The following is a 23287-nucleotide window of genomic DNA, read 5'->3' on the forward strand; positions in this document are numbered from 1 at the left end:
TCTCAATAAGCGCGGTAAAATCATATAGGCCATATAGTTTGGCTGATGAATAGCCGGCTTTTAATTGTCCTTTTTTAACCATATCGGGTCAGGACTATCTCCCGCCTTTCGGTGTTGGCGCGGTTGGCAGCGTCGAGGCAGGCGATCAGGTGTCGTGCATAGGCCCCATCGACGGGAACCGGCGTGTTTCCCTCGATGGCCGCCGCCATGGCCCGCCATTCGGCTTCGACGGCACGCTGCATCCAGTCGGGATCGGCGGAATGGGCGATCGGGGTCCACGTGCCGCCACGCCCGATCGAGACGCCGTGCTCGAAATCGATGCGTAGCGTGCCGCCTTCGCAGACGAGATCCATGGCGAAGCTCACGGCGCCATCGCGATAGCCGATGCTGGCGACCTGGCCGATGCGCCCATCCGTGAAGCGCAGCAGCATCAAGGCACTGTCGTCGGCCTCCTGCCGGTGGAACCAGGTACCGGAGAGAGCGCTCACCGCGGCGATCTCGCCGCCCATCAGCCAGACCAGGCGGTCGAGGGCATGAATACCGGCCGTCATCAGCATGCCGCCGCCCGATGCGTGGGAGAGATGCCAGGGGCGCCGGTTGGCTTCCATCCACAATTTGATCATCCAGCTGCTGCCGAGCACCGGCTGACCGAGCGTCCCGCTGTCGAGAATCTCCCGGGCGATGAGGCAAGGACGGGCGAAATGCATGACATGGCCCACCATCAGTTGAATGTCGGCCTGCTGAGCCGCAGCATTTATGGTGTCGCATTCGGCGATCGTCGGCGCCATTGGCTTTTCCAGGAGGATATGCTTGCCGGCCTCAGCCGCCGCCACGGCCATCTCGGCGTGCAACTGATGGGGCGTGGCAATGACGACGGCGTCGACGGCGGGATCGTCGAGCACTGCCCGCCAGTCGGTGTGGACGTTGCCACCATGTTCGCGGGCGAAGGTCTGCGCCGCCGCGGCGTCTTCGCGGCAGACGGCTGCGACACGCAGGCCTCGGGTTGCGGCGATCGCCTTGGCGTGAACCGTGCCGAAATGGCCTGCGCCGATGATGCCGATGCCGATCATGCCATCGCCGTCCCATAGGCCTCGTCGATCATTGCCATGGCCCGCCAATAATCCTCGATGCCGACGAGTGGGGCCTCGCCCCGCGACAGGCGGCCGAGCGTATCTGCCATGAAGGCTCTGTAGCGCTCGCCTGGCGGAAGGGGCGGTTCTTCGCGTGTGACCTCGTCGTCGAGCGTCGTGATGCGGCAATGGTCTCCGCGGTCGACGAGGTAGGCGTTTGCGCTGGAGACCCGCCATTCGAAGTCGCCGCCCGCCGCCATCGAGGCGTAGGTGTAGCCGGCCTCCACCGTGACGATCAGGCCCTGGCGGCTACGCAGGGTCACCACCGCATAGTCCTCGACCGCCTCGCCATGCAGATGGCCGAGAGAGGCGGAAACCAGTTCCAGGTCGCTGTCACCCGCCAGGGCCAGCGCGGCGTCGATGCCGTGGATACCGAGATTGCGCAAGGCGCCGCCGCCGCTGGCCTGCGGCGCCAGCAGCCAGGGCACGCCATCGATGCGATAGCGCTCCGGCGGCCCGTTCACGAGGCGGAACTGGGCGTGGGAAAGTCTGCCAAGCCGGTCGCTTGCGGCAAGTTCTGTCATGCGCGCCCAGATCGGGCTGCAACGATTGGGAAGCGGCACGGCGATGAAGGCGCCATGCCGGCCGCGGTCCCTGAGCGGTTCGAGTTCGGACGCTTTTAGCGCTGCCGGCTTCTCCAGCAGCACGGGCAGGCCCGCATCGACCAGGGCAAGCGCGCGCTCCACCAAACCTGCCGGCCTGCCCATCAACACCACGAGATCCGGCCGGGCCGCCACCACGGCTTCGAAGAAAAGATAGGCCTGAATGCCGTTTTCCAGGGCAAAGCGCGCTGCGATGTCGGCATCCTCGTCCCAGACGCCCGTAACGGTAGCTCCGGCATGATGGGCCGCCTCCCGTTGCATGCTCGCATGCCAATGTCCGACGCCGGCAAGGGCGATGCGCATGGTCGCTTCCTCCATCTTTTGAAGATTGACTTGACAGATATCCTACAAGTCAATCACTATCAAGCAACGGACAACGAGGCGGGCAAATGGCTGTAGACATGACGAGGGCAGGCAAGGTGAAGGCGATCAAGCCGCTCGACCGGCCGCCGCTTCTGCATGTGTCCGTGCAGGAGAGCCTGAAGAGCTACATCGCCGACAATCAGCTTGGCCCCGGTTCGGCGCTGCCGCCGGAAGGCTTCCTCGGGCAGCAATTGGGCGTCAGCCGCAATTCGGTGCGCGAAGCGATCAAGGCGCTGGAATCGATCGGTATCCTGGAAACGCGCCGCGGTATCGGCGTCTTCGTCAAGGCCTTCTCCTTTGCGCCGCTGCTCGACAATCTCGCTTATGGCCTGGGCGGAGCCTTGCGCGAGGTCGAGGAGGTGCTGGAGATCCGCCGCGTGCTGGAAGTCGGGCTGATCGCCAAGACGATTGCGTTGATCGGCGAGGACGACGTCGAGGAATTGCGCCAGACGGTCGAGCAGATGCGCCAGGCCGCCGAGCGCAATCAGAGCTTCGCCGCGGAAGACCAGCGCTTCCACAATTTGCTGTTCCGCTGCCAGGACAATCGCATGCTGACCAGCCTGATCGACGTGTTCTGGCTGGCCTTCTACAAGGCCTCGGATTTCGTCAACCTGGCCAATATCGATCCGATGGCCACCTGGCAGGATCATTACGACATCTATGCCGCCGTGGCCGCGCGGGACGTCGAGGCCGCCCGCAGCCGCCTCGACCAGCATTATGACGGCATCGCCCGCCTGCTTGCGACCAGGAAGACAGCGCCGACGCCCGATTGAGGGCCTTGCGGCCGGCGCGATCAAACAAGAAGAGACGAAGGGAGAGATCATGGCACTGAGGAAGACCGCGCTCGCGCTTTTGGCCGCGACGATCATGGCAATACCTGCCGCCGGACAGGCCCAAGCCGCCGACAGTCCGGCGATAACCGGCGCTTTCGATGTCGGCCCGGGCGGGTTCCAGGGCAATTTCAACCCCCTGGCGGCCACCGGTGGCTTCACCTGGCTCAATCTCTATTTCGAGCCTCTAGTCATCTATGACGGCAAGCTGGAGAAGATCGAGGGGGCGTTGGCCACCAAGTTCGATGTCAGTGCCGACCGACTCTCCTACAGCTTCACCCTGGCCGACACCAAATGGCATGATGGTCAGCCCTTCACCTCGGCAGATGTGAAGTTCACTATCGAAACCGCCAAGAACGGCGCCAGCGGCTCGGTCTTCGCCGCCCGCCTGGCGGCGATCCAGGCGGTCGAGACCCCGGATCCCCGTACCGTGGTCCTCAAGCTGTCGGCCCCCAATGCCGGCCTGCTCGACACGCTGACCCAGTTGATGATGCTGCCCCAGCACGCGCTCAAGGACATTCCGGCGGAGACGCTCGCCAAGAACCCCTGGTGGTCGAAGACGCCTGTTGGCACCGGCCCCTACAAGTTCTCGCGCTATGTCACAGACCAATATGTCGAACTCGCCGCCAATGACGATTATCGCGGCGGCAAACCGGTGACAGGGCGCATCATCAATCGCTATTTCGCCAATACGGCGGCAGCCGTAGCGGCCCTGCGCGCCGGGGAGATCAGCTTCAGCTATGTGGAGGCCGATGACGCCGCCTCCTTCAAGGGCAACGAAGCCTATCGCGTCATCGACGGCAATTCCTTCGTGGTCAATTATCTCGGCTTCAACCAGGAAGCGCCCCTGTGGAAGGACCTCAAGGTGCGCCAGGCGGTGATGCATGCCATCAACCGCGATGCGATCGTCCAGAGCCTCTATGGCGGGGCCGCCAAAACAGCCAATTGCGGCTATGTCGCGGACCGGCTTCAGTCCGCCGATCTCGACCCCTATGCCTATGATCCTGAAAAGGCCAAGCAATTGCTGGCCGAGGCCGGCTGGGACAAGATCAATGGCGACAAGCCGATCACCCTGCTGACCTATTACAATACCCCACAGGCCACCAATGTGCTTGCCGCCGTGCAGGCCATGTTGTCCCAGGTCGGCATCAACGTGGTGCCGCGTGCCGTCGACACGCCGACCTATAACGGCACCATCTATGCCCAGAAGCCGGATTGGTCGCAATTCCCGCTGGTCTATGCCGGCCTGCGCAACGGCCCGGATCCCGGCGGCCTCAACATGGGCCTCAACGAGAAGCAGATCCCGCCGCAGGGCGCCAATTTCCTGCGCATCAAGATGCCGTCGGTGAGTGGGGCCTTCGACGCGGCCTTGAACGAGGCCGATGACGCCAAGCAGGCCGAACGCTACCAGGCGGTGTGCAAGGCGATGAATGCGGACCTGCCCTGGGCGACGCTCTGGGTCGCCAACCGCTATGGCGTGGCTTCGAGCAAGCTCAAGAATTTCGTGTGGCTGCCCGCTCCCGGCGGTGGGCCTTATGCGGCTCATCCGGAGAAATGGGCGGTGGAATAGAGAGGCGAGAATCCCTCCCCGACTTCGGGGAGGGTGGGCCGGCAGAGCCGGCTCGGGTGGGGTAGAGTGGTGCGGTCTCGCCTTCTTCCGATCACCTACACCACTCTCCCCCTTCCGTCGACGCTACGCGTCGACACCTTCCCCGAAGTCGGGGAAGGATTCTCGCGCGCTATCCTGGAACCTCGATAGATCAAACCCCGCTCCCAACGAGGAACGCCATGCTGCGCTATTACCTCAATCGCCTGCTGGTCGGGGCCGCCATGCTCGTCGCCCTCAGCCTGCTGGTCTTCGTGCTGCTGCGCCTGGCGCCCGGCGATCCGATCGACGCCTATATCAATCCGAATGTCGCGATGTCGCAGGAGGAAATGGCAGCCGTGCGCAGCCGGCTCGGGCTCGACCGGCCTTTGCCGGTGCAATACGCCGCCTGGCTCGCCAGCGCCGCCAGGGGGGACCTGGGTTTCTCGCTGCAGCGCAATGGCGACACCGTGCTGGGCCTGATCGGCGACCGTATCGGACCGACACTGCTGCTGATGGGAGCAGGCCTGGCGATCGCCATCGTCGTCGGTATCGCCACGGGCATTCTCGGTGCTGTCAGGCGCAACTCGCCGACGGATGTGAGTCTGTCGATCGCTGCCTTCTTCGGCATCTCCAGTCCAGCCTTCCTGACGGCCCTGGTCGGTCTCTACGTCTTCTCGGTGCTGCTGCGTTGGGCACCCTCGGGCGGCATGCTCACCCCGGGCGCGCCCTTTTCGGTGGGAGACCTGCTGCGCCATCTCATCCTGCCGGCCCTGCTGCTGTCGATCGGCCATGCTGCCCTGATCATGCGCTACATGCGCGCCTCGCTCTTGGAAGTTCTCAACCAGGACTATGTGCGCACTGCGCGCGCCAAGGGCGTCAAGGAGTTCTGGGTCATCGTCAAGCATGCGCTGCGCAACGCCCTGCTGCCGGTGGTCACGCTGATCGGCTCTACCATCGGCATTGCCGTGGGCGGCGCGATCTTCCTGGAAAGCGTGTTCAACTGGCCCGGCATGGGCCTGCTGCTGGTCAACGCGGTCTCGACCCGGGACTATCCGGTGATCATGGGGGCGACCCTGGTGGTGGGCGCCTGCGTCATCGTCGTCAACATCCTCACCGACGTCGCCTATGCGGCTGTTGATCCGCGCATCAAGGTTGCTTGAGATGGCGGTTTCGACACAGCTCCGGTCCCGCGGCAACGGCCCGCTCGCTCGGGCGATGAGACGCTTTGCCGCCAACTCAGTCACGCTGGTGGGCCTGGCCATTCTGCTGATCATGCTGGCGCTGGTGGTCTTCCATCCCTGGCTGCTGCGCTACAAGCCCAACGATATCGATCTCCTGGCCATCAACAAGGGCCCCAGCGCTGTCCATTGGTTTGGCACGGACGGTGTCGGGCGCGATATTCTCGCGCGCGTCCTGCGCGGCGGCCGCATCTCCCTGTTGGTGGCAGGCAGCTCGGTGGTGATCTCGCTGGTAATCGGCTACGTTGTCGGCGCGCTCGCCGCCATGGCCGGGCGCATCGTCGACGCCGTGGTCATGCGCCTGGTCGACCTCGCCATGACACTGCCGCCGGTGATCCTGTTGTTGGTGATCGCCTCGATCACCGGCGCCGGCATCGTCTCCACCATTGCCGTGATCTCGCTACTGTCCTGGCCGGTCCTGGCGCGCATGGTACGGGCCAGGCTGATGGAACTGCGCGAGCGCGACTTCGTCATCGCCGCGCGCGGCATGGGTGCCTCGCTCGGCCATCTGCTCTGGCGCCACGGCCTGCCGAACACGATCGACATCCTCGTCGTCTATGCCGCCCTGCAGTTCGCCGCCGCCATCCTGCTGGAGGCCGGCCTTTCTTTTCTCGGCCTCGGCATTCCGCCACCGGAAGCGAGCTGGGGCAACATGCTGAACGCCGCCCGCAGCACCGTCGTGCTGGAGCAATACCCCTGGCAATGGCTGTTCGCCGGAGGCGCCCTCGTCCTCACCGTGCTCGCCATCAATTTTGTCGGCGACGGCCTGCGCGATGCCTTCGATCCTCGTTCCGAACTCAACTGATTGCAAAAAGGTTCTCCATGTCCCCCGCATCCCCTCTGTTTCCATCCCCTTTGTTTCATGGCGTCGTGCCGCCGGTCGTCACGCCCCTGACCGCCGATCTCCAAGTGGATTATCCCTCCTTCGCCCGGGTGATCGAGCATCTGATCGCCGGCGGCGTGCACGCCCTCTTCGTGCTGGGCTCGACCAGCGAGGTCGTCTTTCACGACGAGGCGACGCGCCGGAAGGTATTGGAATTCGCGGTCGAAACCGTCAACGGCCGGGTGCCGGTTCTGGCCGGCGTCGTCGATCCCACCACCGATCGCGTCATCGCCCATGCTAGGACGGCCCAGTCGATCGGGGTGAGCGCCGTGGTCGCCACCGCTCCCTTCTATGCCCGTACGAGCGCGCCGGAGGTGATCCACCACTTCCGCTATCTGCGCCAGGCGATCGACGTGCCAGTGGTCGCCTACGACATACCGGTCTGCGTGCATTTCAAGCTCGACCGCCATACGGTGGTGACGTTGGCCCAGGAGGGCAGCATCGTCGGCCTGAAAGATTCGAGCGGCGACGACGGCAATTTCCGCTATGCCCTGATGGATCTCGCCGACCGTCCCGAGATCATGATGATGACGGGCTCGGAAATCGTCTGCGACAGTGCCTTGCTGATGGGCGCCCATGGCATCGTGCCCGGCCTCGCCAATGTCGACCCAGCCGGCTATGTCCGGCTCTATGACCTCTGCCGCAAGGGTGACTGGGCAGGTGCGCGCCAGGAACAGGAGCGCCTCTGCCGCCTGTTCGAGATGGTCTGGGTCGCGGCCCCGCGCGTCAGTGCCGGTTCGGCAGGCGTCGGTGCCTTCAAGACGGCGATGCGCCGGCTCGGCATCATCGAAACCAATGAGATGGCGCGTCCGCAGCGGGCGCTGAACGAAGCCGAGGCGGCCACGATCGAGACGATCCTGCGCCAGACCGGCCTGTTGAGCTGAGCATGGCGATGGCCGCGCAGCCGATCCTCGCCATCGAAGGCCTGAACACGGTGTTCCGCGTCAGCGGGCGCGAAGTGCCGGCTGTGTCGGATCTCGACCTCGCCATCGGCATCGGCGAAACGCTGGCGCTGGTGGGTGAGTCCGGCTCCGGCAAATCGGTGACCGGCCAGTCCATCATGGGGCTGCTGCCCGGCAAGATCGCACGCGTGGCCGGCGGGACGATGCGGTTCCGGGGCAGGGATGGCACCACTCGCGATCTCGTCGCCTTGGATGCCGAGGCGCGGCGGCGCATCCGCGGCAACGAGATCGGCATGATCTTCCAGGAGCCGATGACCAGCCTCAATCCGGTCTATACCATCGGGGACCAGATCGCCGAGCCGCTCCGCGTGCACAAGGGCTGGTCGCGCAAGGCAGCCATGGCCGCCGCCGTCGAGCTGCTCGACAAGGTGGGCATCCCCGATCCCACCCGCCGGGCCCGCCAATATCCGCACGAACTCTCCGGCGGCATGCGGCAGAGGGCGACCATCGCCATGGCGCTCGCTTGCGACCCCGTGCTGCTTTTCGCCGACGAGCCGACGACGGCGCTCGACGTTACCATCCAGGCCCAGATTCTCGACCTCTTGCAGCGCCTGCAGGCGGAGAAAGGCATGGGTGTCCTGTTCGTTACCCATAATCTCGGCGTGGTCGCCGAAATCGCCCATCGTGTCGCGGTGATGTATGCCGGCCGCATCGTCGAGCAGGGTTCCGTTCGCGATGTCTTCAGACATCCCCGACATCCTTACACCAAGGGCCTGCTGGCCTCTGTGCCGAGGCTGGGCGAGGCGACGCGGCTCAAGAAGGCCGGCGGGCGCCTGGCCGCCATTCCCGGCGCCGTTCCCAGCCTTGCCACCATGCCGCAGGGCTGTGCCTTCGCGCCCCGCTGCTCCCTTGCTTTGCCGGCCTGCCGCGAGGCCATGCCGGCGCTGGCCGAAATCGGGGCCGGGCATGCCAGCCGCTGCATCCGTTCGCAGGAGTTGTGACATGGAGACGTCTTCTCTCGGCCCATCTTCACCGCTTCTCAGTGCGCTCACGCCGCTTCTCAGTGTGCGTGGACTTGCCAAGCAGTACGGTGGCTCCGGTCGATCAGCGCCGGTACGGGTGCTCGAGGATATTTCCTTCGAGGTCAAGCGCGGCGAGGTGGTCGGGCTTGTCGGTGAGTCCGGCTCCGGCAAGACCACGATCGGACGTTCGATTTTGCGCCTGATAGAGCCGAGCGCCGGCGAGATTCTGTTCGACGGCAACGACATCGCCCGCCTGTCGGCCGGGCATCTGCGCCGGCAGCGCCGGCGCATGCAGTATATTTTCCAGGACCCCTTCGCCAGCCTGTCGCCACGCATGACCATCGGAGAGATCCTGATGGAGGGGCTTTCCATCCAGGGCATCGGCACCCGGCGCGAGCGCCTCGGCAAGGCTCGCGCCACCCTCGAAGCGGTCGAATTGCCGCCCGATGCGCTCGATCGCTACCCTCACGAATTTTCCGGCGGTCAGCGCCAGCGTATCGGCATCGCGCGGGCGCTGATCCTCGAACCGGACCTGATCGTCGCCGACGAGCCGGTCTCTGCCCTCGACGTCTCGATCCAGGCCCAGATCGTCAATCTCCTGCGCGATCTCCAGGTCCGCCTCGGCCTGACCATGCTGTTCATTTCACATGACCTTGCCGTGGTGGAGTTCATCGCCGACCGCGTCATCGTGCTCTATCTCGGCCGCATCATGGAAATCGCGCCTTGCGACCGGCTCTATGAGGCGCCCAAGCACCCCTATACGCGGGCGCTGCTGTCGGCGATCCCGGAACCGGACCCCGATCGGCCGCGCCAGCGCCAGATCCTGAAGGGCGACATTCCCTCCGTCGCCAATCCGCCCTCGGGCTGCGTCTTCCGCACCCGTTGCCCGCACGCCATCGAGGCCTGCGCCCGTGAAATCCCCAAGCTCGAGGAAGTCGAGCCGGGTCATTTCAAGGCCTGTATTCGCCAGGACATCAGCGCATGATCCTTCGCGGCAACTGGGCGACTCTGCTGCTGCCGATCGCACCCGACGATGCGATCGACTTCGGCCGCCTCGGCGAAGAGATCGACCTCCTGATCGCGGCCGGCGTCGACGGCATCTACTCCAACGGCACGGCCGGCGAGTTCCACAACCAGACCGAAGCCGAATATGAGGCGATCCAGGCTTTGCTGGCTGAAAAATGCCAAGCGGCCGGCATGCCCTTCGTGATCGGTGCCTGCCAGGGCGATCCCCGCCAGTCGCTGGAGCGGGTGCGGAGGGCGGCCGGGCTGCAACCGGCGGCGATCCAAATCATCCTGCCGGACTGGTGGCCGGTGACCGACGAGGAAGCGATCGATTTCCTGGATATGATGGCGGAGGCGGCGCGGAGCCTGCCGCTGGTGCTCTACAATCCGCCGCATGCCAAGCGCGTCCTGCCGCCGGAGGCGCTCGGTGGGCTCGCGCGGGCGGTGCCATCCGTCAAGGCCATCAAGCTCGCCGATGGGGATGAAGCCTGGTACGCCGCTGCGCGCCGGCATCTGGCCGGCATCGCGCTTTTCGTTCCCGGCCATCATCTCGCCACCGGCATCAAGGCGGGCGTGGCGGCCGGCGCCTTTTCCAATGTCGCTTGCCTCAACCCCCGCGGTGCGCAGGCCTGGACCGATGGCATGACGGACGACATTGAGGCCGCACTCGATCTGGAGCGGCGGCTCCGCCGCTTCATGGATGAGCACATCGTACCCTTCAGGCGCGATCTCGGCTATTCCAACGCCGCACTGGACAAGCTCCTGGCGGCTATCGGCGCCTGGGGCCCGGTCGGCCCGCGCCTCAGGCGTCCCTACCGCTGGATTGCCGAGAGCGAGGCGGAGCGATTGCGTCCCGTCGCCAAGGCGCTCCTGCCGGAACTGTTCGAGGCGTGAATTCTTTCGGGGATCGCAGGTACGCCTGCCTGCTCTTTCTGTCCTGAAACTGCGATGTTTCCAGGAGCCGGCAGAGATGCGATCCCAGGGATTATCCCAGCTTCTTTTCCAGCTCCGCGTAAAGCGCGCTCTGCGGCTCGAAGACGAAATCGAGGCTGGTCACTGCGATCGAGGCAGCGCCCTGTGCCGTCAGCCAGGCGGCGAAGTCGAAGACCTGTCCGGCCGGGACGAGGAAGGTGAGGGGCTGGCCCTGGGCTGGCAGGCCGAAGGGAGCGCTGGCGCCGAAGAGCTCGCCGGCATCCCGCAGATGCTGCTGGTTCACGCCGCGCAGGAGGCAGCGGATCTCGCGCTGGGCGCTGCCCTTGGCCTTGGCGGCGAGGCGGCCGAGCATGGCGGCCGCGCCGGCGCGGGCACGCTCGTTCCAGTCGGCACCGAGCGAGGCAACGAGATTGGCCTGGCTCTTCAGCATGATGCCGTCCTCGATCACCTTCAGCGCATTAGCGGTGAGTGTCGATCCGGTGGTGGTGATGTCGACGATGAGATCGGCGGCCCCGGAGGCCGGGGCACCTTCGGTGGCGCCGAGGCTCTCGACGATCAAATAGTCGGCGACGCCGTGCGCCGAGAAGAAGGCGCGGGTGAGGTTGATATATTTGGTCGCGACCTTGAGACGGCGGCCATGGCGCTGGCGAAAGCTCGCGGCGACGTCCTCGATGTCGGCCATGGAGCGCACGTCGATCCAGGCTTGGGGCACCGCGACCACGACATTGGCCTGGCCGAAGCCGAGCGGCTGTACGAGCGTGACGCGTTCATCGGCGCGCGGAATGTTCTCGCGCACCAGGTCCTCGCCGGTGACGCCGAAATGGATGGCGCCCGAGGCGAGCTGGCCGGCTATCTCGGAGGCCGAGAGGAACAGCACCTCCACATCGTCCATGCCGGGCACGGAACCGCGATAGTCGCGTGCACCGCGTTCTTGCACGAAACGGATGCCGGCGCGCTCGAAGAAGGAAGTGCAGTTTTCCTGCAGCCGGCCCTTCGACGGGATGCCCAGAAGCAGCGGGGAGGGAGGGGGGTTAGTCATCATGCGTCTCCGCCGAACCGGTCGAGCCAGATCGAACAGCCCACCGCCGGCACGGCCTCGGCGGCGCCGAGCTGCGCCATCAACTGGTCGTAGCGTCCGCCGCCGACGCGGGCCGGGGCTTCCGGCTCTGCCGGATCGGTCAGCTCGAAGACGAAGCCGGTATAATAATCGAGGCGGCGCCCGAAGCCGGTGGCGAACTTGATCCTGACAACGTCGATATCGCGGGCAGCGAAGAAGCCGGTGCGTTCGTCGAAGGCATCGAGAGCCGCGTTGAGGTCGAGCCTGGCTTCGCCGGCGATGGCGCGCAATTCGGTGCTGGCGCTGTCGGGATCGCCGGTGACGGCAAAGATCCGCCGGGTGATCGCCACCTTGTCGGCATCGACGCCAAGACCGGAAGACAGCGCCGCCTGTTCCAGGAAGCGGTCGGCGATCTCGTCTACGCTGCGCCCGCCAATCGGCTGGATGCCGGCGATCGACAGGAGGTCGGCGACGGCGGCACGGGCCGAACCCGGGTCTGAGCCTTCGAGGGCCGCGAGGAAGCCGGCATAGGCGGCAGCGCCATTCTTGGGCGCGGAACTGCCGAGGCGGGCAAGGTCTTCGTCGAGGTCCTTGGAGCGCCTGAGGTCGCTGGTCAGGCGCCGGCGCCATACCGGCGGCAAATCGAGTGCATCGAGCATGGCGGTGACGATGCCGGCATCGCCCATGCGGATGTCTGGTCTGGCAAGGCCGAGATCGCCAGCCGCTTCCAGTGCGATGGCCAGCATTTCGGCATCGGCGGCCGGCTTGTCGTTGCGGCCGAAATTCTCGAACCCGGCCTGCAGGAATTCGCTCGGACCGTCGGTGCGGAAGCGGAACACCGGGCCGCGATAGGCATAGGCGCCGACATCCCCGGCTTTTACGGCCTTGAGATGATGCAGCGACACCGGAATGGTGAAATCGGGCCTGAGGCAGAATTCTCCGCCCTCGGCATCGGTGGTCAGGAAGGCGCGGCGGCGCATGTCCTCGCCGAGCAGATCGAGGAACAGGCCCGCCGGCTGCAGGATCGGCGGATCGACCAGCTGATAGCCCGAGCGCGAGGCGAGCGCGTCGAAAGCTTCATAGGCGGGATGGGGCATGCCGGCGGTCCATAGTGAATGTCGGGGGTCTTCTAGCAGGGCAGGCGGCGGGGTGCGACTGGAAAGGGCAAACGAGGTTTATGCGAGTTGTCATCCCCGGCGAGCGAAGCGAGGGAAGGGGATCCAGGGGCCGCAGCCTCATTCGTTCGGTATGCTATATTCCATACGAGCCATTGAGGATTTGCATCCTCGATGAGCTTGAGTTTCCAGGCGCGATTCCATCCCTTGAGCTGCTTCTTTCTCATAATGGCTTCGTCGATGCGTTCGAAAATCTCGAACCAAACGAGAGTGTAAACACGGTATTTCCTTGTGAAACCTGGAACAGTGCCGGAGCGGTGTTGCTCGATACGTCGATGAAGATCGTTTGTCACACCGACATAGAGGGTTCCGTTGCGTTGGCTGGCGAGCATGTAGACGAAGTACAATCGCGCGCGCCGCTCCAGTATTTGGGCTTTCCTACCATTTCTGGCGGGGTTGTCGCCGGAAAAAGCAATCCTGAGGCTAGAACGCATTCTCGGCCCCTGGATCCCCTTCCCTCGCTTCGCTCGCCGGGGATGACAGCGTGTCGCCTACCCCAGCATCTCCTTCACCACCTTGACCAACTCGGCCCGCGGAACCAGGCGCTGGGCGACCCGTGCCTCGCGCCATTCGGTGTTGCCTTCGATGCCCTTGGCCATTTCGGCGCCGAGCGCCAGGTCCTTGAGCTGGACCTCACCCTTCTCGGCCTCGTCCGAGCCCTGAATCACCGCAACCGGGGCCTTGCGGCGGTCGGCATATTTGAGCTGGGCCTTCATGCCGGAACCGCCGAGATAGACCTCGGCGCGGATGCCGGCCTGGCGCAATTCGTTGGCCATCGCCTGATAATCAGCGAGACGGGTCTGATCCATCACGCAGACCACCACAGGTCCGGCGACACCGGCCGTGTCGACCCGGCCGAGCGCGGTCAGGGCCGAGAGCAGGCGAGAGACACCGATGGAAAAGCCCGTCGCCGGTACCGGCTCGCCGCGGAAGCGGGCGACGAGGCCGTCATAGCGCCCGCCGCCGGCGACCGAACCGAAGCGCACCGGCCGGCCCTGTTCGTCCTTGACCTCAAAGGTGAGTTCCACCTCGTAGACAGGACCGGTGTAATATTCGAGGCCACGCACGATCGAGGTGTCGATCAGGATGCGGTCGGTGTCGTAGCCCGATTTTTCGACCAGCTCGGCAATACGCGCGAGTTCCTCGACGCCCTCGCTGCCCGTGGCCGAGCCCGAGACCAGCGGACGGATCCGCGCCAGCGTGTCGGCGTTGCTGCCACTCTGCCCCGCCACATAGTCGAGGATGGTCTGCGCCTGGCTGTCATCGAGGCCGGCGCCCTTGGTGAAGTCGCCGGACTCGTCCTTGCGGCCGGCGCCGAGCAGCGCCCTGACGCCCTCCAGGCCCAGCCTATCGAACTTGTCGATGGCGCGCAGCACAGTAAGACGGCCAGCGGCGTTCTCATCGCCGGCGAGACCGATCGCCTCCATGATGCCGTCGAGGACCTTGCGGTTGTTGACGCGCACCACATAGGAGCCGCGGGGTATGCCGAGCTTCTCCATGGTGTCGGCGGCCATCATGCAGATCTCGGCATCGGCCGCGACAGAAGCCGAGCCCACGGTGTCGGCATCGAATTGCATGAACTGGCGGAAGCGGCCGGGGCCGGGCTTTTCGTTGCGGAAGACATAACCGGCGCGATAGCTGCGATAGGGTTTGGGCAGGGCGTCGAAATTCTCGGCGACGTAGCGGGCGAGCGGTGCGGTCAGGTCATAGCGCAGCGACAGCCACTGCTCGTCATCGTCCTGGAAGGAAAACACGCCTTCATTGGGCCGGTCCTGGTCAGGCAGGAATTTGCCGAGTGCATCGGTATATTCGACGAAGGGCGTCTCGACCGGGTCGAAGCCATAGCGCTCATAGACTTCCTGGATCACCGAAACCATGGCGCGCGTTGCCGCGATTTCGCCGGCATTGCGGTCGACGAAACCGCGTGCCTGTCTTGCCTTCAATTTCTGCTTCTTCTCGCCCGACATCGCTGCAAACCTTCAAAATTCTTGCCGCTGTTTAGGCAGCAAAACCGGCTGGGGCAAGTTTTGGCGCAAGAATTATCGCTGGCGATCCGCAATTGCCGGTCAAAAGCCTGCGATGAAGACGCAGTCTGTGTCTTGCCTTGCTGGGTCAAATAGCGGAACCCTAAGCACAGCCTCCCGATATCACCCACGAATGGGCAATATCAGGAAGAATCTCTTGGGCGTGCTGAATGATCGTGGCGGGGAGGCTGGACGGCATGACGAAACGACGGCTGGCGATCATCGAGGCCCCCAGCAATCTGGGATTGATGGCGCTGGGCGACGATGCGGAGCCGGGAACGCGGCATGCCCCGGCAACGTTGCGCCAGCTCGGCCTGCATGACCGGCTGGCAGCGGAGCACGTCATCACGGTGGAGCCGCCGCCCTATAGCCGCGACGACCAACGTCGCATCAATATCCGCAACATCGACGCCATTGCCGAGTATTCCATACGTCTGGCCGATGCCGTGGAAGAGGCTGTCGAGGCCGGGTATTTTCCCCTGGTCCTCGGCGGCGATTGCAGCATCCTGATCGGTTCGATGCTCGGCCTGGCGCGGCAGCGTGAGGCCGCTCTCCTCTATGTCGACGGCCATACGGATTTCTACCTGCCCGAGCAATCGGCCACGGGCGGCGGTGCCGGCATGGATCTGGCCTTGGTGACCGGATGGGGTCCGTCGGCCCTGACCGACCTGGAAGGGCGCTGGCCCTATGTAACGACACGGCGGGTCGCCGCCCTGGCCAATCGCGATCACGAGGGGGCGCCACCGAGCTCTATTCCGGCTATTGCCGAGTCCGGCATGGCCTACAGGCCCCTGGAGCAGATCCGCGCAGAGGGGGTGGGGGCCTGTGTCAACGCAGCCCTGAACCTGATCGATGCCGACAGGGAAGGGTTCTGGATCCATTTCGACGTCGACGCCATCGACAGCCGGCTGATGCCGGCGGTCGACTCCCCGCAGGCGGACGGCCTTGACTGGAAGGAGGCGGCTGCGCTGCTCGCCACGGCCCTGAAACGTGGCGCTCTTGGCCTGCAGGTGACGATCTACGATCCCAGCCGCGATCCCGGACACGCAGCCGGGAAGGCATTGATCGAATGGCTCGTCGATGTCCTGGCGACCGAAGCCTGACCGGGCCGGAGCGAAACGGCGTTTCAGCGGCGTCGCGTGACGATACGCACCACATAGATGAAGGCGAGAAGAAGCGCGATCAGGATGAGCCAATGTATGATCGCGAACCCGCCCATGGTGACCTCCAGAATTTGAGAACCTGAAGGTTAGCAGGAGTGACGCTGGGGTGACAGCGTTTGATGCGGCCCTTGCCAATGCACGGGGCAGTTCCTAATTTTGTCATTATTGTTCTGTTTTTAAGCAATTTGGATTAAATCTTCAGCCGGACCGATACAGATGCGCTTGGCAGGTGCATCGGATCTAAGAATATAATCTTGATGCACGCGGTTTACATGACTTCATTTTCACGAATCTTTGCTAAAAAGATACTAGAGATTGGCCTTGTGGTTTCTCTCTTGAGTATTCCTGATGTAATATTTTCTTATTTCGGGTGGGATATAGCTCCGTTCCGGACAAGGGAATATTTTGTAACATTATTGTCATTTTCTGTGCTCTTCGCCCTCTCGGCCGGCACATGGTTCAGAATACTCATCATTGTCGTGGTGTTCTTGAATCAGGCCATCTGGCTAAGTTCTCTCGCCTATTTCGGGGCGCCGCTCACGCCCGAGCAGGTCAGGCTGTTTTTCAGCGATACGGCCGATTCCGTTTCGACCGGGTTGCAGGTCCAGAGCGAATTCCTGCTGCCGATACTTCTGGCACTGGCAACGGCCGTCTTGCTCGGGGCGCTCACGCTGCTTCGCCCCTTGCGGACCGGTCGATCCTGGGCATTCTCCTTCCTGCTCGTATTGGCGCTCGGCGGCGTCGCGGCGCGATGGGAACTGCACAAATTGCCGAGTGTGGTGCAGGCCAATACCTATTCCGCTTCCTTCATCTCCAGTGCCAATGCGGGTGTGCTGGCGTATCGCGCCAGCCGGGCGCCCGCGCCTCCGGCTTCCCTCAATGGCCTGGCCGATCATGTCTTCGGCGGGGCCGAGATACCGGAGGGCCGGGCGACCGTCGTGTTCGTGATGGGGGAATCCATCAATCCGGTGCGGATGTCGCTTTTCGGCGCGGCACGACAGACCACCCCCCGTCTCGATCACCTGTTCCGGGAGCCGCCGGCAGGGTGGCGGATGTTTGCCAAGATTGGCTTTTCCGGCGGCGTGGCAACGCTTGCCAGCGTTCCCTCCGCTCTGAGGCTCGTTTATTTCCCCAATTTGCCGGAACGGCAGCCGGTGAACGTTTTCGACATCGCCAAGGATGGCGATTTCGCCAGCTATTACTATTCGGCACAGGCTATTCACACCATGCAGATTGCCGGTGGAGCCCGGCATGCCCGTGAGTCGAAGACGGTGGAGACCTATGACGAAACGGCCGAAAAATCGGCCGAGGAGTCGCTTGCCGACGACGTCAAGGGCGTGCCGCCGGCCGCGCGGCGCTTCGTCTATGTCCATCAGCGCGCCGATCACGAGCCCTATCTCGACAATTGCAAGAAATATGCGGGCGAGTTCCAGGTATTCTCGCCACCCGACGCCAATGCGGACGAGGCGCGGCGGGCACGCTACGACACCGGCCTGCAGTGCTGGGACCGCAGCACCAGCGATATCATCGACACCATGCTGGCCGAGAAGGATCCGGTCTATATCTTCGTCACCTCCGATCATAACGAGCTGATGGGCGAGGATGGGCTGTGGGGACACCTGATCCGCCACCTGCGGACGGCAGTCGTGCCAGTGATGCTGATGACCAACAGACCGGACTCGGCGATCGCCAACGCCTTCCGCCAACTCGATCGTCCCACCCAGTTCCAGCTCATGCAATTGACGGCGCAAGCGATGGGCAAGACGGTTGCGATCAAGCAATATGATCCGTCGGTCTTTTATGTGAACGGCACCATGCCCTTCGGCCAGGCCAAATACATGAAGGTCGAGCGCCTGCCGGGCGACGAATACCAGATCTCCCACTATGCCAGCGACGGCTCGCCGGCCGAGCCTCCAGAACATCTTTCGCTGAAGGGCGTGCCGAGGGAGCCCGGACATCTGGGCTCCTGACGGATTTTACAGAGCGTCGCATCGGAAAGTGGACGCGGGTCAACGTCGCTGGCGGAAGAAATCCTGCAGCAAGGTGCGCGACGCGCTGGCGTGGATGCCGGAATAGACTTCGGGACGGTGATGACAGGTGGGGGAAGCATAGAATTGCACGCCGTTCTCCACTGCGCCGCCCTTGGGATCGTCGCAGCCGAAATAGAGCCGCCGGATGCGGGCAAAGGAGATTGCGGCTGTACACATCGGGCAGGGTTCGAGCGTGACATAGAGGTCGGCGCCGATGAGGCGCTCGCTGCCCAGCACCTGCGCGGCAGCGCGGATGGCAAGCATTTCGGCATGGGCGGTGGGGTCCTTTAGCGCCAAGGTGCGGTTTCCTTCGCGCGAAAGCACCACTCCGTCCTTGACGACAACCGCGCCGACGGGTACCTCCCCGCGACCTGCGGCAGCACGTGCTTCCTCCAGCGCCAGTTCCATGATCGAGCGCTTCATCTCGTGACAAGCCGCCTTTTCTGCTAAAGCGTTTCACGATCCCTGCGGATCGGAAGGACGCCCCTCTTTTCAAGGAGTTTTGGAATACCCTCCGATACGATGGTAGCGGGGGCCATTCCAGCAACAATCCATGTCCGACGATAAACGATCTGGCGGCGGCGGCCGCAAGCCCCCAAGCGGGGGCAAGAAGCCATTTGGCCCCAAAAAGACCTCCTCTGACGCCGGACCTCGTCGGCGCGGCGTGGATGGCGACGCGCCCCCACGCCGTTCCTTCCGGGATCGCGACGAGGGCGGCGAGAGCCGCCGGGAGCGTCCGGCCCGTTCCTTTGCCGAACGACAGGATGGCGAGCGTCGTCCGGCCCGTTCCAAGCCGCGGGAAGGTGGGGATTTCCAGGCCCGCCCCGCCCGCCGCCCGTTCCGCGAGCGCGACGGCGGCGAGGAGCGTCCCAAGCCTCGCCGCTTCGAGGACCGCGGCGAGCGCGTGGAGGGTGGCTTTCGGCCGCGCCGCGATGCAGAGCGCGGGGAGGGTGGCGAGCGCTCCTTCAGCCGCAAGCCCGGCCGGAGCACCGGCGACGGGGAACGGCCCTTCGCGCCGCGCCGCTTCGATACTTCCGTCGAACCGCGGGAGGGCGGCCGCAAGGCTTTCGAGCCGCGTTTCGATGATCGGCAGGAAGAACGCGGGCAGGAAAAACGCAGCCCGAAGCGTCCGCCGCGTCGTGCCGAGCCCAAGGCCGAAGCTGCGGCCGCAGCCGAGGCAGGCGCCTTTGCCGGCGAGCGCGTCGCCAAGGTGATCGCGCGAGCTGGCCTCGGATCGCGCCGCGACGCCGAGACCTGGATCGAGGAAGGCCGGGTTGCCGTCAATGGCGAAGTGCTGACCAGCGCGGCGCTCAACGTTCTGGCTGATGACAAGATCACGGTCGACGGCAAGCTCCTGCCCCGGCGTGAGCGCACGCGGTTGTGGCTCTATCACAAGCCGCGCGGCCTGGTGACCACGGAAAAGGATCCCGAAGGGCGTCCTACCGTGTTCGAGAACCTCGATCCGTCCCTGCCGCGCGTGATGTCGATCGGCCGGCTCGACATCAACACCGAAGGCCTGCTGCTGCTGACCAATGACGGCGGTTTGGCGCGTCAGCTCGAATTGCCTAAGACCGGCTGGCTGCGGCGCTATCGCGTGCGGGCCTTCGGCGAGACCGACCAGGTCCAGCTCGACGCACTGTTCGAAGGGCTGACGATCGACGGCGTCGACTACGGACGCATCGAGGCTCGCCTCGACAAGGAGCAGGGGTCCAATTCCTGGCTGACTCTGGGGCTGCGCGAAGGCAAGAACCGCGAAGTCAAGAATGTGCTGGGCTCCATTGGTCTGGAGGTCAACCGCCTGATCCGAGTTTCCTATGGGCCGTTCCAACTCGGCGATCTTGCCGAGGGTGCCGTCGAGGAAGTGAAGACCCGGGTTCTGATGGATCAGCTCGGTCCCGACCTGATTGCCGAGGCCGGCTGCGAATTCGAAGCACCGATCCATGAAGCCGTCGGCGAGAAACCGGCCAAGGCTGCAGCCAAGCCTGCCAAAGGCGGTCCGGTGCGCGGGCTGCGGGTCAAGTCCGAGGAAGGGGGCAAGGAACGCGTGATGCGCGGCAGTTTGGTCGAGGATCGACATGGCCGCCGTGTGCTCGTTCAGCGCGTTACCGACCTTCCTGATGACAAACCGGCTCGGCGCAAGCCTGTCCGCTCGCGTGATGAGGCGGGCGGCGATCGTCCCTTCAAGCCGCGTCCCGCTTTCCGTGATCGTGACGAAGGTGGCGAGCGTCCGCGCAAGCCGTTCCGTGCCCGCAGCGAAGAGGGCGGTGACCGTCCCTTCAAGCCGCGCCCCGCTTTCCGTGATCGTGACGAAGGTGGCGAGCGTCCGCGCAAGCCGTTCCGTGCCAGCAGCGAAGAGGGCGGTGACCGTCCCTTCAAGCCGCGTCCGTCCTTCCGTGATCGCGACGAAGGTGGCGAGCGTCCGCGCAAGCCGTTCCGTGCGCGCAGCGAGGAGGGCGGCGACCGTCCGTTCAAGCCGCGTCCGTCCTTCCGTGATCGCGACGAAGGTGGCGAGCGTCCACACAAGCCGTTCCGTGCGCGCAGCGAAGAGGGCGGTGATCGTCCGTTCAAGCCGCGTCCGTCCTTCCGTGACCGCGACGAAGGTGGCGAGCGCCCGCGCAAGCCTTTCCGTGCGCGCAGCGAGGAGGGCGGTGATCGCCCCTTCAAGCCGCGTCCGTCCTTCCGTGATCGCGACGAAGGTGGCGAGCGCCCGCGCAAGCCTTTCCGCCCGCGGGGCGAAGAGGGTGGTGATCGTCCCTTCAAGCCGCGCACTCCCTCCCGCGATGGAGATGGCGAGCGTCCGCGCAAACCTTTTCGCTCGCGTGATGAGGGGAGCGGTGATCGTCCGTTCAAGCCGCGTGCCCCCTTCAGGGATCGCAATGAAGGCGGTGAGCGTCCCTCCAAGCCGCGTCCCGGCGGTAAGCCGGGCGGCTCGCCGCGCCGGGGGCGTTGACGGGCTGGTCGATGCGTATCGTCGGCGGGCAATTTCGCGGCAAGCAATTGGCGACACCGAAGTCGGACGCGATCCGGCCGACTTCGGATCGCCTGCGTGAAACCCTGTTCAACATCCTGACCCATGGCTATGACAATCCCGTGCGCGATGCCCGGGTGATCGACTTGTTCGCCGGCACCGGGGCTCTCGGTTTCGAGGCCCTGTCGCGTGGCGCCAGCTTTGCCACCTTCGTCGACGAGGGCGCGGAGGCACGCGGCCTGATCCGCGGCAATATCGAGGCGATGTCCCTGGGCGGACGCACCCGGCTGTTTCGCCGGGACGCCACCAAGCTCGGCATGATCGGCTCGAGCGAGCCCTTCTCGCTTGCCTTCCTCGACCCTCCCTATGGCAAGGGGCTGGCTTCCCTTGCCCTCGCCAGCCTCGCCAATGGCGGCTGGCTGGCCAAGGGAGCCTTGTGCGTGGTCGAGGAAGCGACGGATGCGCCTCTGGAAGCGCCGCCCTCCTTCGCCCTGGCCGATCAGCGCGATTATACGGGCACCAGGCTGACCTTCTTCAGCTACGAGCCGGGCTGACCGCTACTTCAGTCGCTTCCGCTCTCCCTGCCTTGCTGCCCTAGTCCGACGACATCTCGGAGAGGGAAAAGGCTATCGCGACGGCTGTGACGCTGGAAGTGCGTTGCCGCATGCGTAACGGGTCCGATCAGCAACCGGTGATCGAGCGGGCAAGGGCGATGTGCATGGTGGCCAACTCTCTGCGCCGCGGCATGCCTGCTAGCATCGAGATGGCGGCGTGAACGGGCGCATCGGCGACATACGCAATCTGGAGAAGCATGCCGAAAAGGATCGCAGAAGCCAGGAGGATGGCTTTCTTCTGACCTATACCTTGCTAGGTCCATGCTCCAGGAGGTAAGGGATACTTCACTTCACCCGTTTTCTACCCATATTGGGTGGACCCCTTCGCTTTCCCTCCCGATCGGACCTTCTATGACGCTTGCGCTTATCCCCGGTCTCGGCGGTGCTTCCCATGCCCAGGGCCCGGCGATCACGGATTTCACGCTTCCCAACGGCCTGCATGTCGTGGTCATTCCCGACCGCCGTGCGCCGGTGGTCACCCACATGGTCTGGTACAAGGTGGGTGGGGCGGACGAACCCAAGAGCAAGTCGGGCATCGCGCATTTCCTTGAACATCTGATGTTCAAGGGCACGGAGAAGAATCCGGGTGGCTTTTCCAAGCAGGTCGCCGAACTCGGCGGGCAGGAGAACGCTTTCACCTCTTATGACTATACCGCCTATTTCCAGCGGGTGGCCAAGGAGCATCTCGGCGCCATGATGGCGTTCGAGGCCGACCGCATGACCGGGCTGGCCCTCACCGACGAGGTCGTCAATCCCGAGCGCAATGTCGTGCTCGAAGAGCGCAAGATGCGCGTCGACAACGATCCCAATTCCCAATTGGCCGAGGAGATTGCCTCGACCCTGTTCACGCACCATCCCTATGGTACGCCGATCATCGGCTGGGAGGACGAGATCGAGGGCTTGACCCGGCAGGACGCCATCGATTTCCACAACCGTTTCTACACGCCGAACAATGCCACGCTGATCGTGGCCGGTGACGTGACGGCCGAGGAGGTGCGCGAACTGGCCGAGAGCCATTACGGCCCGGTGGCCCGGCGCGCCGATCCGCCGCCACGCCGGCGACCGCAGGAACCCAGGCAGCGTGCCGACCGCCGCGTTCGTCTGGCCGACAAGCGGGTGGAGCAGCCGATCTATCAGCGTCATTGGCGCGCTCCTTCCTATATCCAGGCCCGCAATGGCGAGGGCGAGGCGCTCGATCTTCTGTCGCAGATCCTTGGCGGCGGGCAGACCTCGCGGCTTTATCGCGCCCTGGTGGTCGACAAGAAGGTGGCGTCGGCGGCCGGCGCCTTTTATGGCGGCTCCGCCGTGGACGAGACGCGCTTCGGCGTCTGGGCCATCCCGATGCCAGGCGTCAGCTTCGAAGCGCTGGAGGCGGCTGTTGACGAGGAGATCGGCCGTGTCGTCGAGGAGGGCGTCAGCGAGGCGGAACTGGAGCGTGCCAAGACACGCCTTGTCGCCGATGCGATCTATGCCCAGGACAATCAGTCGACCTTGGCGCGCTATTATGGCGCCACCCTGTCCGTCGGCGGCAAGGTGGAGGATCTGCAGCTCTGGCCGCAGCGCATCGCCGCTGTGCCGGCCGGGCGGCTGCCGGAACTGGGCCGTGCCGTCCTGCTGGAGGGCAAGTCGGTGGTCGGCCTGCTCGAAGGGCAGGCCTGATCCGTTTCGAACCGCCATCGCGGGCGCAGCCAAGCAATCCGGCCGCGCCGCATTTGATTATCTGGATTGCTTCGCCGCGCCTCCAATGGCGGGACAGTCTT

Annotated in this window: 20 protein-coding genes; 13 read left to right on the forward strand and 7 right to left on the reverse strand. The window is 64.7% G+C overall.

The window, feature by feature from the left end:
• Positions 1–74: 74 nt before the first annotated feature.
• Positions 75–1070 (reverse strand): Gfo/Idh/MocA family protein, encoded by a 996-nt coding sequence (locus tag ACZYTC_RS01940; protein WP_434957753.1) that lies wholly within the window; start codon positions 1068–1070, stop codon positions 75–77.
• Complete coding sequence (locus tag ACZYTC_RS01945) at positions 1067–2035, reverse strand: Gfo/Idh/MocA family protein (RefSeq protein WP_434957752.1); 969 nt, start codon at positions 2033–2035, stop codon at positions 1067–1069. The genes ACZYTC_RS01940 and ACZYTC_RS01945 overlap by 4 nt, the downstream gene beginning before the upstream one ends.
• 98 nt (positions 2036–2133) lie before the next feature.
• Here ACZYTC_RS01945 and ACZYTC_RS01950 point away from each other — a divergent pair, with 98 nt between their 5' ends.
• The 8 genes from ACZYTC_RS01950 (at position 2134) to ACZYTC_RS01985 (ending at position 10457) form a co-directional block, all read left to right on the forward strand.
• A complete protein-coding gene (locus ACZYTC_RS01950; protein WP_488989968.1) occupies positions 2134–2868 on the forward strand; it encodes a FadR/GntR family transcriptional regulator in 735 nt (244 codons plus the stop codon).
• Positions 2869–2917: 49 nt separating this feature from the next.
• Positions 2918–4495, forward strand: coding sequence for an ABC transporter substrate-binding protein (locus ACZYTC_RS01955; RefSeq protein ID WP_488988785.1), 1578 nt, complete (start codon positions 2918–2920; stop codon positions 4493–4495).
• 218 nt (positions 4496–4713) lie between these two features.
• Positions 4714–5673 carry an ABC transporter permease gene (locus ACZYTC_RS01960; protein WP_434957750.1) on the forward strand — a complete coding sequence of 320 codons (960 nt, stop codon included), beginning with the start codon at positions 4714–4716 and terminating at the stop codon, positions 5671–5673.
• 1 nt (position 5674) lies between these two features.
• Positions 5675–6556 (forward strand): ABC transporter permease, encoded by an 882-nt coding sequence (locus ACZYTC_RS01965; protein WP_434957749.1) that lies wholly within the window; start codon positions 5675–5677, stop codon positions 6554–6556.
• A gap of 17 nt (positions 6557–6573) precedes the next feature.
• Entirely contained in the window at positions 6574–7518 is a 945-nt protein-coding gene (locus ACZYTC_RS01970) for a dihydrodipicolinate synthase family protein (protein WP_488988786.1), read from the forward strand.
• Between the two features lie 8 nt (positions 7519–7526).
• Entirely contained in the window at positions 7527–8537 is a 1011-nt protein-coding gene (locus ACZYTC_RS01975; RefSeq protein ID WP_434959688.1) for an ABC transporter ATP-binding protein, read from the forward strand.
• Between the two features lies 1 nt (position 8538).
• On the forward strand, positions 8539–9543 hold the full coding sequence (locus tag ACZYTC_RS01980; protein ID WP_488988787.1) for an ABC transporter ATP-binding protein: 1005 nt from the start codon (positions 8539–8541) through the stop codon (positions 9541–9543).
• Entirely contained in the window at positions 9540–10457 is a 918-nt protein-coding gene (locus ACZYTC_RS01985) for a dihydrodipicolinate synthase family protein (RefSeq protein WP_488988788.1), read from the forward strand. Before ACZYTC_RS01980 ends, ACZYTC_RS01985 begins: the two co-directional genes overlap by 4 nt.
• 91 nt (positions 10458–10548) lie before the next feature.
• On the opposite strand, the gene hisG is transcribed toward ACZYTC_RS01985, so the two are convergent.
• From hisG to hisS, 4 genes are read right to left on the reverse strand one after another with little or no spacing between them, the layout of a single operon-like run.
• The gene (gene hisG / locus ACZYTC_RS01990; protein WP_441770354.1) at positions 10549–11535 is read right to left on the reverse strand and encodes an ATP phosphoribosyltransferase; all 987 of its coding nucleotides are present in this window, start codon (positions 11533–11535) and stop codon (positions 10549–10551) included.
• Positions 11535–12650, reverse strand: coding sequence for an ATP phosphoribosyltransferase regulatory subunit (locus ACZYTC_RS01995; RefSeq protein ID WP_434957745.1), 1116 nt, complete (start codon positions 12648–12650; stop codon positions 11535–11537). Before ACZYTC_RS01995 ends, hisG begins: the two co-directional genes overlap by 1 nt.
• Positions 12651–12682: 32 nt before the next feature.
• Positions 12683–13162 carry a GIY-YIG nuclease family protein gene (locus tag ACZYTC_RS02000; protein WP_488988789.1) on the reverse strand — a complete coding sequence of 160 codons (480 nt, stop codon included), beginning with the start codon at positions 13160–13162 and terminating at the stop codon, positions 12683–12685.
• A gap of 57 nt (positions 13163–13219) precedes the next feature.
• On the reverse strand, positions 13220–14695 hold the full coding sequence (gene hisS / locus ACZYTC_RS02005) for a histidine--tRNA ligase (RefSeq protein ID WP_434957743.1): 1476 nt from the start codon (positions 14693–14695) through the stop codon (positions 13220–13222).
• A 254-nt stretch (positions 14696–14949) separates the two neighbouring features.
• On the opposite strand from hisS, the gene ACZYTC_RS02010 reads away from it, so the two are divergent.
• The gene (locus ACZYTC_RS02010; protein ID WP_488988790.1) at positions 14950–15855 is read left to right on the forward strand and encodes an arginase family protein; all 906 of its coding nucleotides are present in this window, start codon (positions 14950–14952) and stop codon (positions 15853–15855) included.
• Positions 15856–16403: 548 nt separating this feature from the next.
• On the forward strand, positions 16404–17885 hold the full coding sequence (locus ACZYTC_RS02015) for a sulfatase-like hydrolase/transferase (RefSeq protein WP_488988791.1): 1482 nt from the start codon (positions 16404–16406) through the stop codon (positions 17883–17885).
• 39 nt (positions 17886–17924) lie between these two features.
• Here ACZYTC_RS02015 and ACZYTC_RS02020 read toward each other — a convergent pair whose 3' ends face one another.
• Complete coding sequence (locus ACZYTC_RS02020) at positions 17925–18368, reverse strand: nucleoside deaminase (RefSeq protein ID WP_434957741.1); 444 nt, start codon at positions 18366–18368, stop codon at positions 17925–17927.
• Positions 18369–18498: 130 nt separating this feature from the next.
• Between ACZYTC_RS02020 and ACZYTC_RS02025 the strand changes: the two genes are divergently transcribed.
• From ACZYTC_RS02025 to ACZYTC_RS02035, 3 genes are all read left to right on the forward strand, one after another.
• Positions 18499–20895: a pseudouridine synthase gene (locus ACZYTC_RS02025; RefSeq protein ID WP_488988792.1), complete on the forward strand. Its 2397-nt coding sequence runs from the start codon at positions 18499–18501 to the stop codon at positions 20893–20895.
• A gap of 11 nt (positions 20896–20906) precedes the next feature.
• Complete coding sequence (rsmD, locus tag ACZYTC_RS02030) at positions 20907–21467, forward strand: 16S rRNA (guanine(966)-N(2))-methyltransferase RsmD (protein ID WP_488988793.1); 561 nt, start codon at positions 20907–20909, stop codon at positions 21465–21467.
• 411 nt (positions 21468–21878) lie between these two features.
• Positions 21879–23186 carry a M16 family metallopeptidase gene (locus ACZYTC_RS02035; protein ID WP_441770359.1) on the forward strand — a complete coding sequence of 436 codons (1308 nt, stop codon included), beginning with the start codon at positions 21879–21881 and terminating at the stop codon, positions 23184–23186.
• The last annotated feature ends 101 nt before the right edge of the window (positions 23187–23287 follow it).

The sequence above is a fragment of the Labrys sp. F242 genome (assembly GCF_057813875.1).

Coding starts and splice junctions, on each gene's coding strand:
- ACZYTC_RS01940 (WP_434957753.1), bottom strand. CDS start 1,070: ATGATCGGCATCGGCATCATCGGCGCAGGCCATTTCGGCACGGTTCAC.
- ACZYTC_RS01945 (WP_434957752.1), bottom strand. CDS start 2,035: ATGCGCATCGCCCTTGCCGGCGTCGGACATTGGCATGCGAGCATGCAA.
- ACZYTC_RS01950 (WP_488989968.1), top strand. CDS start 2,134: ATGACGAGGGCAGGCAAGGTGAAGGCGATCAAGCCGCTCGACCGGCCG.
- ACZYTC_RS01955 (WP_488988785.1), top strand. CDS start 2,918: ATGGCACTGAGGAAGACCGCGCTCGCGCTTTTGGCCGCGACGATCATG.
- ACZYTC_RS01960 (WP_434957750.1), top strand. CDS start 4,714: ATGCTGCGCTATTACCTCAATCGCCTGCTGGTCGGGGCCGCCATGCTC.
- ACZYTC_RS01965 (WP_434957749.1), top strand. CDS start 5,675: ATGGCGGTTTCGACACAGCTCCGGTCCCGCGGCAACGGCCCGCTCGCT.
- ACZYTC_RS01970 (WP_488988786.1), top strand. CDS start 6,574: ATGTCCCCCGCATCCCCTCTGTTTCCATCCCCTTTGTTTCATGGCGTC.
- ACZYTC_RS01975 (WP_434959688.1), top strand. CDS start 7,527: ATGGCCGCGCAGCCGATCCTCGCCATCGAAGGCCTGAACACGGTGTTC.
- ACZYTC_RS01980 (WP_488988787.1), top strand. CDS start 8,539: ATGGAGACGTCTTCTCTCGGCCCATCTTCACCGCTTCTCAGTGCGCTC.
- ACZYTC_RS01985 (WP_488988788.1), top strand. CDS start 9,540: ATGATCCTTCGCGGCAACTGGGCGACTCTGCTGCTGCCGATCGCACCC.
- hisG (WP_441770354.1), bottom strand. CDS start 11,535: ATGACTAACCCCCCTCCCTCCCCGCTGCTTCTGGGCATCCCGTCGAAG.
- ACZYTC_RS01995 (WP_434957745.1), bottom strand. CDS start 12,650: ATGCCCCATCCCGCCTATGAAGCTTTCGACGCGCTCGCCTCGCGCTCG.
- ACZYTC_RS02000 (WP_488988789.1), bottom strand. CDS start 13,162: ATGCGTTCTAGCCTCAGGATTGCTTTTTCCGGCGACAACCCCGCCAGA.
- hisS (WP_434957743.1), bottom strand. CDS start 14,695: ATGTCGGGCGAGAAGAAGCAGAAATTGAAGGCAAGACAGGCACGCGGT.
- ACZYTC_RS02010 (WP_488988790.1), top strand. CDS start 14,950: ATGACGAAACGACGGCTGGCGATCATCGAGGCCCCCAGCAATCTGGGA.
- ACZYTC_RS02020 (WP_434957741.1), bottom strand. CDS start 18,368: ATGAAGCGCTCGATCATGGAACTGGCGCTGGAGGAAGCACGTGCTGCC.
- ACZYTC_RS02025 (WP_488988792.1), top strand. CDS start 18,499: ATGTCCGACGATAAACGATCTGGCGGCGGCGGCCGCAAGCCCCCAAGC.
- rsmD (WP_488988793.1), top strand. CDS start 20,907: ATGCGTATCGTCGGCGGGCAATTTCGCGGCAAGCAATTGGCGACACCG.
- ACZYTC_RS02035 (WP_441770359.1), top strand. CDS start 21,879: ATGACGCTTGCGCTTATCCCCGGTCTCGGCGGTGCTTCCCATGCCCAG.